This is a genomic window from Kaistella jeonii (assembly GCF_000812865.1).
Classification (GTDB): domain Bacteria; phylum Bacteroidota; class Bacteroidia; order Flavobacteriales; family Weeksellaceae; genus Kaistella; species Kaistella jeonii.
The window spans coordinates 376,508-392,651 of sequence record NZ_JSYL01000002.1; the positions used below are offsets into that span (position 1 = coordinate 376,508).

Annotated in this window: 8 protein-coding genes, 2 tRNA genes and 3 rRNA genes; 3 read left to right on the top strand and 10 right to left on the bottom strand. The window is 36.9% G+C overall.

Annotated elements, in window-relative coordinates:
• Positions 1–58 precede the first annotated feature (58 nt).
• Positions 59–973 (top strand): dimethylarginine dimethylaminohydrolase family protein, encoded by a 915-nt coding sequence (locus OA86_RS04375; RefSeq protein WP_039349414.1) that lies wholly within the window; start codon positions 59–61, stop codon positions 971–973.
• 150 nt (positions 974–1,123) lie between these two features.
• Here the strand turns inward: OA86_RS04375 and OA86_RS04380 are convergent, their stop codons facing one another.
• Positions 1,124–1,786, bottom strand: a complete 663-nt coding sequence (locus tag OA86_RS04380) for a copper homeostasis protein CutC (protein WP_039349418.1) — start codon at positions 1,784–1,786, stop codon at positions 1,124–1,126.
• A 73-nt stretch (positions 1,787–1,859) separates the two neighbouring features.
• On the opposite strand from OA86_RS04380, the gene ctlX reads away from it, so the two are divergent.
• Positions 1,860–2,783, top strand: a complete 924-nt coding sequence (ctlX, locus tag OA86_RS04385) for a citrulline utilization hydrolase CtlX (protein ID WP_039349422.1) — start codon at positions 1,860–1,862, stop codon at positions 2,781–2,783.
• 38 nt (positions 2,784–2,821) lie between these two features.
• On the opposite strand, the gene OA86_RS04390 is transcribed toward ctlX, so the two are convergent.
• The 4 genes from OA86_RS04390 to nadD all read right to left on the bottom strand — a co-directional run bounded on the left by OA86_RS04390 (position 2,822) and on the right by nadD (position 7,402).
• Positions 2,822–3,673 carry an alpha/beta hydrolase gene (locus tag OA86_RS04390; RefSeq protein ID WP_126340452.1) on the bottom strand — a complete coding sequence of 284 codons (852 nt, stop codon included), beginning with the start codon at positions 3,671–3,673 and terminating at the stop codon, positions 2,822–2,824.
• Positions 3,674–3,840: 167 nt separating this feature from the next.
• The gene (locus OA86_RS04395) at positions 3,841–6,057 is read right to left on the bottom strand and encodes a TonB-dependent receptor domain-containing protein (RefSeq protein ID WP_039349428.1); all 2,217 of its coding nucleotides are present in this window, start codon (positions 6,055–6,057) and stop codon (positions 3,841–3,843) included.
• 348 nt (positions 6,058–6,405) lie between these two features.
• The gene (locus OA86_RS04400) at positions 6,406–6,744 is read right to left on the bottom strand and encodes a DUF3817 domain-containing protein (RefSeq protein ID WP_039349431.1); all 339 of its coding nucleotides are present in this window, start codon (positions 6,742–6,744) and stop codon (positions 6,406–6,408) included.
• Between the two features lie 73 nt (positions 6,745–6,817).
• The gene (gene nadD / locus OA86_RS04405) at positions 6,818–7,402 is read right to left on the bottom strand and encodes a nicotinate (nicotinamide) nucleotide adenylyltransferase (protein WP_039349434.1); all 585 of its coding nucleotides are present in this window, start codon (positions 7,400–7,402) and stop codon (positions 6,818–6,820) included.
• A gap of 215 nt (positions 7,403–7,617) precedes the next feature.
• On the opposite strand from nadD, the gene OA86_RS04410 reads away from it, so the two are divergent.
• Positions 7,618–9,222, top strand: coding sequence for a BamA/TamA family outer membrane protein (locus OA86_RS04410; protein ID WP_082017291.1), 1,605 nt, complete (start codon positions 7,618–7,620; stop codon positions 9,220–9,222).
• Positions 9,223–10,031: 809 nt separating this feature from the next.
• Here OA86_RS04410 and rrf read toward each other — a convergent pair.
• The 5 genes from rrf to OA86_RS04435 form a co-directional block, all read right to left on the bottom strand.
• Positions 10,032–10,139: ribosomal RNA gene (gene rrf / locus OA86_RS04415) — 5S ribosomal RNA — on the bottom strand.
• A 185-nt stretch (positions 10,140–10,324) separates the two neighbouring features.
• Positions 10,325–13,090 (bottom strand): 23S ribosomal RNA (locus OA86_RS04420).
• 348 nt (positions 13,091–13,438) lie between these two features.
• Positions 13,439–13,512, bottom strand: a tRNA-Ala gene (locus OA86_RS04425).
• 100 nt (positions 13,513–13,612) lie between these two features.
• Positions 13,613–13,686: transfer RNA gene (locus OA86_RS04430), tRNA-Ile, on the bottom strand.
• Between the two features lie 201 nt (positions 13,687–13,887).
• A 16S ribosomal RNA gene (locus OA86_RS04435) occupies positions 13,888–15,404 on the bottom strand.
• Together the 16S, 23S and 5S rRNA genes with 2 tRNA genes alongside form the textbook arrangement of a ribosomal RNA operon.
• Positions 15,405–16,144: the final 740 nt, after the last annotated feature.

Genomic DNA, 16,144 nt, shown 5'->3' on the forward strand with positions numbered 1-16,144 from the left:
ATTAATAAAATTTTCGCAACTCGATTGCTTTGTTTAAATTTGACACAATCACTTATTTATGAATCTCAACATCACTAACGAAACTGGAAAATTAAGATCTGTCGTACTCGGAATGCCTAATTCAATGGGCCATCCGCATTCTTTAGAAGACAGTTATGACGCAAAAAGTTATCACTCTCTTGCAAATGGGATTTATCCGACAGAAGAAGGGATCGTTCATGAAATGTCGGAATTCGAAAAAGTATTGCGAAAACATGATGTTGAAGTTTACCGACCAGGTTTAATTAATGATTACAACCAGGTTTTTGCGCGCGATGTGGCTTTTGTGATCGATGATAAAATGATTATTTCAAATATCATCCAGGATCGCTATGATGAACAGGACGCTTACCGGAAAATTTTCGCAAGAGTTGGCTGGAAAAAAATCATCAATCTTCCCGATACTGCTCATATTGAAGGTGGCGACGTTATTGTATGGAATGATTTTCTATTTATCGGAACATGTTTTTCTGAAGATTACCGGAATTTTAAAACGGCAAGAACCAACGAATATGCCATCGAAGTTTTAAAAGAATATTTCCCTAAAAAACGAATCATCGATCTGGAATTAAAAAAGAACGACTCTGATCCTTTCAAAGGAATTCTTCATTTAGACTGTACTTTTAACCCGATCGGAAAAGATAAATGCATTATTTATAAAGACGGTTTTGTAGATGAAAGTGATTACAGATTGCTTCTGGACATTTTCGGCGAAGAAAACTGTTTCCATGTAACGCAGCAGGAAATGTTTGAAATGAATCCAAATATTTTTTCTATTTCTCCTGAGATCGTAGTTTCTGATTCTTCTTTTACGCGAATGAATAATCACCTCCGAAATGAATGGGGAATGACCGTTGAAGAAATTCCGTATCGTGAGATTTCGAAAATGGGTGGTTTGTTGAGATGTTCGACTTTACCTTTGGTGAGAGAGTAATTTCTTTTCACGCAAAGACGCAAAAATTACACAACTTCCCTTCAGACAAATTACGGCCGCAAAAGCTTTTCACTCTAAGAAACGAATTTTTAATCGCAACTTTAATTGAAGTTATTGAATAGAAAGTCTGGTGTTTAGCAAGATTAGTTTCTAAGAACAGCCTTGTTTCAATTTTTTAATTTCACCTTCTGTTACAAATGTATCATATTTTAAAATTGCGGAGGAATGAAAACTGGTTCCGCCCGTAAATTCTTTCAATTCCGAAATATTATCAGAACGAACTCCGCCACCAATCAAAATTTCAATTTGCCCGGAATATTTCTCAATCAAATTTTTCAGATTTTCTTTTCCTTTCATAGCATCAGATTTTCCACCAGAAGTTAAAACGGTTTTGAAACCCAATTTAATTAAAGTTTTGATGGACTTTTCTAGATCTGAAGTTCGGTCAAAAGCACGGTGAAAAGTACATGGAATTTCGCCCGCAAGTTCCAGAAGTTCTAAATTTTTTGCTTCGTCGATTTCGTTGTGTGAATCTAAAATCCCAAAGACAAATCCATTTGCACCAGCTTCTTTAAAAATGATCATGCTGCTTTTCATCTGAATAAATTCTACAGCAGAATAAAAAAATGGACCACCTTTTGGCCGGATCATCACATAAACAGGAGTTTTGGAAGTACGTTTCAAGTGCAAAAACTCATAAAAATCGGGAGTCGTTCCACCGAGTTCAAAATTATCACAGAACTCTATTCGATCAGCCATTGATTTCATGGCAGTTTCAGCAGAAGTAATTTCAAAACAAGCAATTTCTAACATCTATTTTTTATTATCTATAAATTTAAGTATTTTTGTTCAATAGCAACTCAATGCTGATTAAAACTTATATTTCATGCAAACAGCCAGTACCGTTTTGATGGTAGAACCGATTGCTTTCGGTTACAATTCCCAAACTGCCGAAAATAACTATTTTCAAAAAGAACAAAAAGAAACTGATATTCAAGAAAAAGCACTTCAGGAATTCAACAATTTTGTAGATAAACTCCGCAAAAAAGGCGTTAATGTTATTACTATAAAAGATACTTTGAATCCACATTCTCCCGATTCTATTTTTCCCAATAACTGGGTGAGTTTTCACGAAGATGGAACGGTCGCTCTCTACCCGATGTTTGCTTTGAACAGAAGAGTTGAACGTCGCCCGGAAATTTTAGAAACCGTAGAAAAAGGAGGTTTCAAGATTGATGAAGTTGATGATTTCTCCCATTTCGAGCACGAAGAGAAATATCTGGAAGGAACTGGAAGTATGATTTTCGATCACGATTACAAAATTGCGTACGGCTCAGTTTCGCTTCGTTTAGATGAGGAATTATTTAGAAAATTTTGTGAGAAATTTAATTTCACACCTGTCGTTTTTCATTCTTATCAAAATGTTGGTGATCAGCGATTACCAATTTATCATACCAATGTGATGATGTGTGTTGCGGAACAGTTTGTGGTAATTTGCCTGGATTGTATCGATGACGAAATGGAAAGAGAAAAAATGCAGGAAGTCATTAAATCAACCAATAAAGAATTGATCGAAATTTCTGAAGATCAGCTTCAGCAGTTTGCGGGAAATATGCTGCAGGTTCAGAATGAAGAGGGAACGCAGTTTTTGGTAATGAGTGAAACCGCTTACAAATCTTTAACTAAAGAACAAGTCGAAAGAATTGAAAATTATTGCGAAATTATTTATGCAAATTTAAATACCATTGAAGTAAATGGTGGCGGAAGCGCAAGATGCATGTTGGCGGAAGTTTTCTTACCGAAGAATTAAAACAGGTATTTGTAAATTTTTGTAGAAACTAAGGTCTTTTATTTAACATATTTATAAATGAAAGACTTCGTTTTGCTAATAATTTCATTTTCGTAATCTCCTCCAATTCCGTGTCCACCATTGTACAAATAGGATTCATTGGCAACATTTTTTTCCTGTAGCTTTTGATCTAAAATTGTTTTCTGACTTGGAGGAACAAGTTCATCATTGCTTCCAAAAAACGAAATAGTTGGCGCAGAAGAATTGGTGACCCAAGTTATAGGACTGGCAAATTTTGGCGCAGAATAATTTGGAGGTAATAGACTTGGATCAATGATAAACGGAATTGCATCCCAATATTGTGGATACGAAGTGTAATAACTATCTTCAAAATTTGTAGGTCCAACAATGTTTACAACGGCCTTCACTCTTTTCTGATCGTCATATTTATAGGAGTAAAGCATTGACAAATGTCCTCCCGCGCTAACTCCGCACAATACAAATTCTGGTTTAATTCCATATTCTGAAGAATTTTGTCCAAGATTATCAAGAACATATTTAACATCATCCGTAAGATAAGGCAATAGGTAAGTCACCGAACTTCCCACCAACCGATAGTTTATATTTACAATCGCAAAATCGGATAAATTCATCTGAAGTTTTGGGATGTAACTGTTAAAATCTACCTTATCTCCACTTGTCCAACCACCACCATGAATCAGAACAAAAACTTTAGTTTTGGAATTACTTCTGTTTGGTGGAAGATAAATATCCATTTTTTGTTTCGAATCTGGCCCGTAAGAAACATCCATTAAATTTCTTGCGTTAGTGTAAACAATATCTGATTCGGAGTCGTTGTTACAGGATGATAAAAAAAATAGTAGTACTACTGCAGAAATTATTACTTTCATCTTTTTGTTTTTAAAGTTGTCTTTAACGTCATCAAATACCTTTCCATTTATTATGTTATGAATAGTTATTTTAAAAGTGTGTTCTTTATCTGCTTTTAATAAAATCAAAAATCCACAACCTAAAGTCGTGGATTTTTTTTACAATTTAATATGAAGTATGACTATTTTTATCGGGTTCTGTTTTTAATGTCTTTATCTGCACTATCAATATCTCTAACTTTTTTCACTTTTTGATTTCCAAAGTTGTAAACCATCGTTAATTTTACGCTTCTTGTATATCGGTCTTGAGAAATATTATTGTAGTTTCCGTTTTTTTGATAATCTGTAACAGAAATCAATTGAGTATTTAAAACATCATCTAAATCTACTGAGAATGTCCAGTTATTCCATACTTTTTTCACGGTGAAATCTAAACTCATTATTTTATCAAGTTCCCCTAGTTCTACCGTTTGTTTATCGATGTAAAAATAATTAATACCTAGAAACCAAGTTTTTTTCTTATCTAACTGAATATTGTTATTTGTTTGAACTGTAAAACTAGTAGAATTTCTTTGGTTCTCATAAAGCGGGAAAATATCTCCTGTAATTGGATCCTGATTAAGACTTCCATTATTTCTATTGTGCTGAATTCCTGCATTAAAATTGGTAGATAAATATCCTTTGAAAAAACTTTTTTGCATTCCTAACATTGCGCTATATTCCTGGTTATTACCAAAATTTGTTCGGATGTATCTCACCTGATTTACGCCATTAATTACTCCCTGCAAAGGAACTTCTGTAATATTATCTTTCACAAAAGCATGATTTAAAATCAAAAAGTAAGAGTTTTTATACATGTAAGTAAATTCTTGTTTGTACACTGAAGAAGCTTTTACGAAAGGATTATTCTGCGTGTAATTAAATTCTGTCAATAAAGTTTTTACCGGATTCAACTCCCAAAAATTTGGTCTTTTGATACGACTGGAAAAAGCGTAAGAAATATTATTGTCTTTATTAATTGCATAATTCACACTTAAATAAGGCAACAACTGATTGTAATTTCTTTTGATGCTTCTCAACCTTTCATCTTCTGCATTATCAGAATTTCCTTCACTCTGAGTTAATTCATATCGAGCGCCAATTTTACCGGAAAATTTTGGAGAAAATGATTTTTCAATCGTTAAATAAGCTCCATAAATATTTTCGTCGTAGAGAAAACGGTTAGGTTTTGACTCAGAAGTTTGTGTTCGAAAATCGAAAGCATTGTATTGCGTATCGTTATCTGTACTGGTTTTATTAAAATTTCCACCAACCGCAATTGTTAAATCTTTTTTGAATTTCTGAACATAATCTGCAGTTGCAGAAAAATTATTGATAATTTGAGGTTGAACCTGCATAATTTTCAAAGATTGCGAAATTTGATTTTGGTTGATATCGGAACCATAAGTGAAATTAGTTGAAGTTTGAAATCTTCTGAAAAGTAATCCTGCTGCGTTTAAATTTAATTTACTTCCCAAAGAATCCGTTTTTAGTTCATAATTCAAATTCACAGAATTATTGTAAGAACGAGCATTCTCACTGCTTTTTGTCAAAGAATATTGGGTTTGGTCGGTCAGTAAACTGGTCGTTGTATTAAATAAATCGATTGTAGAATCGTAACTTCTATTCGCTCTTGAATTGTAAGTTAAAGCTAAACTACTTTTATCGTTTAACTGGTAATCGATGTTTAAATAACCGCCTAAATTTTTGTTGGGATCAGACATAGAACCGACAGAACGATTTTCTGCATCTTTATTTCCATTATTTAAAATATAATATTTGTACTCTATATTTTCGTTAGTGTTTACATTTCCACTAATTCCTAACTTTTCTTTTCGATAATTCAAACTAACTCCAGCTCCGGTTGCATTAAAATAATTTTGCTCATTAACGAATCTCAAGTTTCCATTTAATCCGTCTGTAGTTTTCTTTTTCAGAATTATATTGATAATCCCGTCTGTAGATTCTACTTTAAATTCGCTTCCAGGCATTGTGATAACTTCAATTCTCTGAATATTTTCTGCGGGCATATTTTTTAGAAATTGTTCCAGTCCATCTGCATCCATTTGAGTTGGTCTTCCATTGATGTAAATTACGGCGTTAGATTTTCCGGCAATTTTTAAAGTTTTATCATCCGTTGAAGAAACAAGCGGCGTTTCTTTCAACAGCCCAAAAGCAGTATTTCCTTTTGCTATAGGAGAAGCTGAAATATCATAAACGAAACGGTCGCTTAACTTCTTGAAAACTTTTTTAGTTAACGTAACTTCTTTAATACTTTGAACTTTTAAAGTGTCGGTTTTTTGAGTTCCTTGTGCAAAGGCAATAACGCCGGAAAGCAAGGAGGAGATCATAATTATTTTTTTCATGGTTGAGGTTTTAAAAAAGAAAAAGAAGGAAGTGCGGTGATCAGTTTTTGATTGGTTATCATTTTGGTCCTTAGTTTTGCTTCCATCTTTTCTTTGGTTATATTTTTTTTAGTAGTATTACAATGCAAAGATATGTTAATATATTAGTATCATGCAATACAAAGTAGTAAAGTAATTTACTTTTGTAGATTAACAGACTGATAATCAATACTAAAACTTTTCACAATTTTTAATCTCTTTCTAATGAGAGACTGAAAACTAGAAAGTATTACATCAAAAACACAAAAAAGAGTGGAAAATCTCCACTCTTAAATTTTTACTATTAAGATATTTAGAACATTTCAGAAATTATTCCCGGTCAAAACGAGCCAGTTTTTTTTCTACCCAAATCGTCGCAAAAGGGAAAAATGCCGAGATTACTGCAAAGACCGTATCTTCATCGTCCCACTTAAAAATTTTTCTCGCAGGAATTAAAAGTAAAAGATAAAGGCTAAAAAATAAACCATGAATATTTCCTACAATAATAATATAAATAGTAGGCAAAAGTGCATCTCGATCATAACGAATCCAAACCATCGCACTGAAAAGAAAACACCAGGAAATTGCTTCTGCAAAGCAGATTTGATGAAACCACTTGGTAAGTTTTTCTTTGGAATATTTTGAAAAGAAATGTTCGATAAAGTGCATGTAGAATTATTTAACAATTTGTGAGGAGAACGACTGCAAATTTAAGGATTTAAAATAGGAGAAACCTAAAGTATTATTTATAGAGACTGCTTCCGTCCAAATATTCAAAAACTTCTGGTGGCAACATTGGTCGCACATTTTTTCCATCTTTGATCATATTTCGGATTTCGGTAGCAGAAATTTCTACAACCGGCGCATTGATCAGAGAAATATTTTCGTGCTGCAAATAATCGTTATCTTTCTTCTCTCCTTCAAAGTTTCTGGGATAAACAATGATCTGATTATTTTTAATTAAAGTTTCCGAATTCTTCCATTTAGAAAGTCCATCCAAATTATCTTCACCCATAATCAAAGCGAACGAATAATCGGGGTGTTTCTCATGTAGATAAGTTAATGTATCAATCGTGTAACTAGGTTTAGGCAAAGAAAACTCTACATTCGACACCCGCATTTTCGGATAATTTTTTACAGCAACTTGCACCATATCTAAACGGTTATGATCTTTGAGTAAAGATTTTTTATTTTTAAAAGGATTTTGAGGACTTACAACAAACCAAAGTTCTTCCATATCAGAATTCTCCAGAATATAATTGGCTAAAATTAAATGACCAATATGAATGGGATTAAAACTACCGAAAAACAAGCCTATTTTTTTCATGAATTTTCAAATATAACCTTCCGAAAATTGAAAGGATGAAAGTACTTTTTAATAATGCTTAAAGATAAAAAATTAATCCTGATCTCCAGGAAATTGCAATTTAAAAATCTATATTTCTTTTAAATTCATCCCAAATTGTATCACACTAAATAAAAAAATAAATTTAAAAATATAATAAACTTGCGTAAATTGAGTTCCAATTAAGAATCTATTTATTGAAAATCTTTTACGCCATATTTCTGCTGCTCATCTGTGTTTTTTTTAAAGCTCAGCAAAAACAATATCAACTAATTGATGTTGAAAATAATCAAAAGATTGCAGTAAAAGATTCACTTTCTGCGGTTAAATTTCTAGACTCTCTCTCCCAAAACAAATACTATTTTATTGAAGTTAAAAATGTTACAAAAGAGGCAAATGTGACCAACATTTACTTCGATAAAGGCAAAAATTTTAACGAAGCGCAAATTACAATTCTAGCTGAACCTGCAAAATTATCCAAATTAAAAACCGAATTCTTTACAAAGAATCTAGACTCTTTAAAAAAAGAAATCAGCGAAAAATACCGCAACCAGGGATTTGCTTTTAACCGTGTGAAATCGAAATTCACCGGAATGAAAAATAATATTCCGCAAGTTGAGATCACTGTCGTTGAAGGAAATAAAAGGAAAATAGATGCTTTCGTCATTAAAGGTTATGAAAAAGTCCCTACAAGATTTATCAAAAATTTAGAAAAAGAATTTCAAGGTAAAACTTATGATGACAGAAATTTGGTCGCCATCAATCAATCTCTCCAAAATCATCCTTTTATATCGCTAGATAAACCACCGCAAACTTTATTTACCAAAGATTCTACGCAAGTATTTTTATTTTTGAGAAAAAAGAGATCTAATAGTTTTGATGGTGTCATCGGTTTTGGGAACGATAAAACCAATAAATTTACTGTTAATGGAAGTTTGAATGTCAATTTCAGAAATATGTTTAATCGATTTGAAACTGTAAATGTTTTTTGGCAAAGAAATCCAGATCAAGGACAAACTTTTGATCTTCAAACCGATATTCCTTATCTCTTTAAATCAAATTTCGGAACCAATATCAATGTGAATATTTTCAGGCAAGATTCCACTTATGCAACGGTAAAATTTTTACCGAGTATCTACCTTCATTTAAGTAGCAGACAAAAATTGGGACTTCGCGGAAGGTTTGAAACTTCGGCAATTATCGATACATTATACACGCAGGGAAAAGATTTTACAAAGCAAGGAATCGGTGTTTGGTATGAGTTTACAGAACCTTCCGAAGTCGGACTCTTTCTCTATAAAACGCGGATTAGAGGTGAAGCCGACTATATTTCAACGAATTATTCAAAAGAAAATGCTACCGTTACACAAAATAATTTCCTCTTTTCCGCTGAACGAAATTTTCATATTTCGGGGAATAATTATTTAAATTTACGAGGTGAAACCGCCCTATTAAATTCGAAAAATGAGTTCGCAGCAAATGAATTATTGCGTTTTGGAGGTTGGAATTCTTTTCGGGGATTTAATGAGAATTCGCTTTATGCAGATCTATATTATTATGGAACAGCGGAATACCGATATCTTGTAGGTGAACAGGCTTTTTTTGATGTTTTCGGACAGTACGGCGAATTCAACAATAAGAGTTTGAACTTAAAACCGAAAATTTACAGTTTTGGATTGGGTTTCAATTTCGTTCTACCTATTGGACTGATGAGTTTTCAGATTTCAAATGGAAATGAATTCGGTAATCCGATTAAATTTGGCGATACTAAAATCCATTGGGGAATTTTGAGTAGGTTTTAGAATTGTTGGGAGCAAACAGCATTTTTCATATTTCAAACCGTAAAACACGCTGTCCACTTTATCTTTTTTGCTTACAATTTTTCCGATCATAATAAATTAGCACCAGCAAAAAAGGATGCCGCTCCCATCGTGGCTAGAATAAAAGTTCCTTCTTCTTCCAAACAAATAATGCTTCCTCGTTTTAGAAAGTTTGCCCTACATGATTCTTTCACCAAAAGTGCATAATTTCAAATTCTAAAGAATAACTAAATTAATAAGTTTTCAAAACGCAACAATGAATGTAAAGGAGTCCTTGGTAGTAATATTTACTTTAGGTTTTACATTTATAATAAAAGGTAAATTATTAAAATAGCTTTTTCGCAAATTCAACTAAGGAACACCAATTTCCCATCCTTTTTATATTGGAGGACCATAAAATTAATCAGATAACCATTGAGATCAAAACGGAATACAGACTTACTTTAATTTATAGAAAAATTATATCTATAATCACAAACTCAAACAGAACTAACTGCATCAAATAATACGTATATTTAGAATATTCTATTTCCTAAATACTTATAGCTTATTATAAACTTTCCATCATAAAATTTGACAATGAAAATCTGTAGAATTTCTAAGTGTTCTTAGAAATTTTTTCCGCGCTCGGATCTTGCGTCTATATCATATCTTCGTCCTTTGTTTGTGATCAATCATAACTATTCGACTTCACCTTCTCGTCTATAACCTTTCCGTCTTTTCTCTATTATTTTTTTTAAGTTTGCAGCACAAAAAAACCTCATACAAATAAATGTATGAGGTTTTAAAAAAACTGGCGGCGACCTACTCTCCCGCTTACGCAGTACCATCGGCGCTAGAGGGCTTAACTTCTGTGTTCGGAATGGGAACAGGTGAGCCCCTCTGCTAAAACCACCCTAAAGTTGGTTTTGTACAAAAGGATGTACAGTATATGTATATTAAATAAGACTAATAGATAATAGACAGATAGATAATAGACTTTTAGTCTGGTATCTGGTGTCTTTAAATCTCTTGTCTGATTTAAAAAATCGATAAAAACGTTCACAAAGAGAAGACCGTATTGCACGATCGAGTGCCTATATTAAGCTATAAATCTACGGGTAATTAGTACTACTCGGCTATGACATTACTGCCTTTACACCTATAGCCTATCAACGTTGTCATCTCCAACGACCCTTAAAAGATGTCTCATCTTGAGGCAGGTTTCGCACTTATATGCTTTCAGTGCTTATCCTTTCCAAACGTAGCTACTCTGCGATGCACTTGGCAATACAACAGATACACCAGAGGTTTGTTCAAATCGGTCCTCTCGTACTAGATTCAAGCCCTCTCAAACATCTAACGCCCGCAATAGATAGAGACCGAACTGTCTCACGACGTTCTGAACCCAGCTCGCGTGCCACTTTAATGGGCGAACAGCCCAACCCTTGGGACCTTCTCCAGCCCCAGGATGTGACGAGCCGACATCGAGGTGCCGAACCTCCCCGTCGATATGAGCTCTTGGGGGAGACTAGCCTGTTATCCCCGGAGTACCTTTTATCCTATGAGCGATGGCCCTTCCATACGGAACCACCGGATCACTATGTCCTGCTTTCGCACCTGATCGACTTGTAGGTCTCACAGTCAAGCACCCTTATGCCATTACACTCTACGCACGGTTACCAAGCGTGCTGAGGGTACCTTTGAAAGCCTCCGTTACTCTTTTGGAGGCGACCACCCCAGTCAAACTACCCACCACGCAATGTCCTTCCGTTAGGAAGTTAGGCTCCAAATAAACAAAGGGTGGTATTTCAACGTTGACTCCACCGACACTAGCGTGCCAGCTTCAAAGTCTCCCACCTATCCTACACATTGTTTATTCAAAGTCAATACGAAGTTATAGTAAAGGTTCACAGGGTCTTTTCGTCCCATTGCGGGTACTCGGCATCTTCACCGAGACTACAATTTCACAGAGCTCATGGTTGAGACAGTGCCCAGATCGTTACACCATTCGTGCAGGTCGGAACTTACCCGACAAGGAATTTCGCTACCTTAGGACCGTTATAGTTACGGCCGCCGTTTACTGGGGCTTCAGTTAATTGCTTCGCATTGCTGCTAACAACCTTCCTTAACCTTCCAGCACCGGGCAGGTGTCAGACCCTATACAGCATCTTTCGATTTAGCAGAGTCCTGTGTTTTTGATAAACAGTCGCCTGGGCCTCTTCACTGCGGCCAGCATTGCTGCTGGCGTCTCTTCTCCCGAAGTTACGAGACTATTTTGCCTAGTTCCTTAACCATGATTCACTCTAGCACCTTAGGATTCTCTCCTCGACTACCTGTGTCGGTTTTGGTACGGGTTGCTTCACTTCGGCTTTTCTTGGAACCGCTTTCCCTACAACAACTTCGCCCGAAGGCTAGGTCTTGACTATTCCGTCAGTCTCCAGTAAGTACGGCAGTCCGTCCCCTTTTTAATGTGAGCAAGTTAGGGAATATTAACCCTATGTCCATCCACTTCCCCTTTCGGGTTCGCGTTAGGTCCCGACTAACCCTCAGCTGATTAGCATGGCTGAGGAAACCTTAGTCTTTCGGTGAGCGGGTTTCTCGCCCGCTTTATCGTTACTTATGCCTACATTTTCTTTTCTGTCCGCTCCACCACACCTCACGATGCAGCTTCTGTGCAAACAGAATGCTCCCCTACCAGATATAACTCAAAAGTTATAAATCCATAGCTTCGGTACTATACTTATGCCCGATTATTATCCATGCCGAACCGCTCGACTAGTGAGCTGTTACGCACTCTTTAAATGAATGGCTGCTTCCAAGCCAACATCCTAGCTGTCAATGCAGTTCAACCGCGTTATTTCAACTTAGTATAGATTTGGGGACCTTAGCTGTTGGTCCGGGTTCTTTCCCTCTCGGACATGGACCTTAGCACCCATGCCCTCACTGCTGCAGAACATTTATTAGCATTCGGAGTTTGTCAGGAATTGGTAGGTGATGAAACCCCCGCATCCAATCAGTAGCTCTACCTCTAATAAACTATATTGCAACGCTGCACCTAAATGCATTTCGGGGAGTACGAGCTATCTCCCAGTTTGATTGGCCTTTCACCCCTACCCACAAGTCATCCGAAGACTTTTCAACGTCAACCGGTTCGGTCCTCCACTTTGTGTTACCAAAGCTTCAACCTGCCCATGGGTAGATCACAAGGTTTCGCGTCTAATCCTACTAACTAAGCGCCCTATTCAGACTCGCTTTCGCTCCGCCTCCGTACCTGAAGTACTTAAGCTCGCTAGTAAAATTAACTCGTAGGCTCATTATGCAAAAGGCACGCCGTCACCCAACTTGTGGGCTCCGACCGCTTGTAGGCGTACGGTTTCAGGTTCTCTTTCACCCTTCTATTCGAAGTGCTTTTCACCTTTCCTTCACAGTACTTGTTCACTATCGGTCTTTCAGGAGTATTTAGCCTTGGAGGATGGTCCCCCCATATTCAGACAGGATTTCACGTGTCCCGCCCTACTCATTTATCATCTATATATGCCTTTCAATTACGGGGCTATCACCCTCTATGGCTGTTCTTTCCAGAACATTCTTCTAAACATATAAAGACTTTTGGGCTAATCCGCTTTCGCTCGCCGCTACTTACGGAATCTCTTCGATTTCTTTTCCTCCGGGTACTTAGATGTTTCAGTTCTCCGGGTTTGCTCTCTAATAAATTAGAGTGACTGGTCTTCAACCAGCCGGGTTGCCCCATTCGGACATCTGCGGATCAATTCGTGTGTGCCGATCCCCGCAGCTTTTCGCAGCTTACCGCGTCCTTCTTCGCCTCTGAAAGCCTAGGCATCCGCCATACGCCCTTAACGATTTCTTTCCTAATATAAAATTAGTTCAGTATTTTTTGTCTAACACCGTAGTGTTAAACGATATTTTTAAAACTCGGCACTCGAAAGTGCGCGGTTTTCTCTTTGTGATGTTCTTATCGTTAATGTCAATGATCTTATGTCTTTTTGCTCTTCTGATAAACAGATGTGTTTTTGGCTCCATCCGTCACTTTTAAATCAGTCTCGCAAAACTGTGAATATATAGGTCTCGATCCTATTAAACATTTTGGTTTCCCAATCTGTCTCGCCTCCATTCGGCGTCATTCGTTCTTTTGTAATATAAATATCTTCTGTTCTTGTTACATCAATGTAACTTGTCACTATATTGCTATAGTTTGTGGAGAATAAGGGAGTCGAACCCTTGACCTCCTGCGTGCAAGGCAGGCGCTCTAGCCAACTGAGCTAATTCCCCGCTAGTGTTAGATTTTAGATGATAAATTTTAAATTTTAGATTAAATCCTTTCGAATTGTATCTAACTTCTATTGTCTAACATCTAACTTCTATTTATTAGTAGTCTCGGGCAGGCTCGAACTGCCGACCTCTACATTATCAGTGTAGCGCTCTAACCAGCTGAGCTACGAGACTCTTTTATGAGTAAAAAGTAATGAGTAATAAATTATATATCCTCTTTCTTCATCCTCAATCTCTTCCCTGATTACTAATCCTAGTGGGTATGTTTTTTATAAATATCAACCAAATAAAGAAAAACGTAAGCTAACTTTGAGTAAGACAATGATACTTGCGTATCGTTTTGTTTGTTTATACTCCTCTAACGAAGAGTCTCAAAAATGAGATGTTCCAGCCGCACCTTCCGGTACGGCTACCTTGTTACGACTTAGCCCTAGTTACCTGTTTTACCCTAGGCAGCTCCTTTTACGGTCACCGACTTCAGGTACCCCAGACTTCCATGGCTTGACGGGCGGTGTGTACAAGGCCCGGGAACGTATTCACCGCGCCATGGCTGATGCGCGATTACTAGCGATTCCAGCTTCATAGAGTCGAGTTGCAGACTCCAATCCGAACTGAGACCGGCTTTCGAGATTCGCATCACATCGCTGTGTAGCTGCCCTCTGTACCGGCCATTGTATTACGTGTGTGGCCCAAGGCGTAAGGGCCGTGATGATTTGACGTCATCCCCACCTTCCTCTCTACTTGCGTAGGCAGTCTCACTAGAGTCCTCAACTTAATGTTAGCAACTAGTGACAGGGGTTGCGCTCGTTGCAGGACTTAACCTAACACCTCACGGCACGAGCTGACGACAACCATGCAGCACCTTGAAAAATGTCCGAAGAAGGATCTATTTCTAAACCTGTCATTTCCCATTTAAGCCTTGGTAAGGTTCCTCGCGTATCATCGAATTAAACCACATAATCCACCGCTTGTGCGGGCCCCCGTCAATTCCTTTGAGTTTCATTCTTGCGAACGTACTCCCCAGGTGGCTAACTTATCGCTTTCGCTTGGTCTCTGAAGCTTGCGCCCCAAAAACGAGTTAGCATCGTTTACGGCGTGGACTACCAGGGTATCTAATCCTGTTCGCTCCCCACGCTTTCGTCCCTCAGCGTCAGTTAAATCTTAGTGACCTGCCTTCGCAATTGGTGTTCTAAGTAATATCTATGCATTTCACCGCTACACTACTTATTCCAGCCACTTCAAATTTACTCAAGACCGACAGTATCAATGGCAGTTTCATAGTTAAGCTATGAGATTTCACCACTGACTTATCGGTCCGCCTACGGACCCTTTAAACCCAATAAATCCGGATAACGCTTGCACCCTCCGTATTACCGCGGCTGCTGGCACGGAGTTAGCCGGTGCTTATTCGTATAGTACCTTCAGCTAGATACACGTATCTAGGTTTATTCCTATACAAAAGAAGTTTACAATCCATAGGACCGTCATCCTTCACGCGGGATGGCTGGATCAGGCTCTCACCCATTGTCCAATATTCCTCACTGCTGCCTCCCGTAGGAGTCTGGTCCGTGTCTCAGTACCAGTGTGGGGGATCTCCCTCTCAGGACCCCTAAAGATCATTGACTTGGTGAGCCGTTACCTCACCAACTATCTAATCTTGCGCGTGCCCATCTTTATCCACCGGAGTTTTCAATATTAAATGATGCCATCTAATATATTATGGAGTATTAATCTTCCTTTCGAAAGGCTATTCCCCTGATAAAGGTAGGTTGCACACGTGTTACGCACCCGTACGCCGCTCTCTCTATTCCGAAGAATAAATACCGCTCGGCTTGCATGTGTTAGGCCTCCCGCTAGCGTTCATCCTGAGCCAGGATCAAACTCTCCATTGTATGTTTGTCTGACTCACTCAAAAGTTATTTACGCTTTAGTTTTTCCTTACTTTTTTGGTTGTTATTTGTATGTCAATGATCTCTATTCTTCTCGCTTTATTTTCGGAAACTCTTTCTGTCGTTGGTTCCGAATTGCGAGTGCAAAAGTATAAACTTATTTCTAATTGACCAAATGTTTTTGAAGAAATTTTAAAACTTTTTTCTAAGCCTTAAAAATTACCATCTCTAATCATTCAATCTGCTTCTACTTCGCTTCCCGTTACTCTCGTTTGGGGTTGCAAAGATAAGAAGGTTTTTTTAATCTACAAGCTTTTTTGAAAAAAAATTTTAGAAACTTTCGATCCTATTATTTAACATCATATCTACCTGAAACGCTCTACTATGCTACTTCTTGTTTGAAGTGGTGCAAAGATATACCTACACTATTTATCTCGCAAATGTTTTTTCATGTTATTTGTAACCGCTCGAAAAAATGCCCTCTAATAAATTGATTCATAGTCAACTAATACTACATATAAGTTATCCACATTATGTCAAATCATCTTTTTAGGTGGTTTTAATCATCAGAAAACGGCCAGTACAAAGCACCTTGCATTTTAATAAAGCTTTAAAATGGATACGGAATTGCCAAATAATCAAAAATATCTTACGCTATAAATCAAAAAGTCAACAAAATTTTTTATAAAAATTACAAAGCTGTTGACTATACCTATTTTAAATAAGTACTTATTTAAATAATT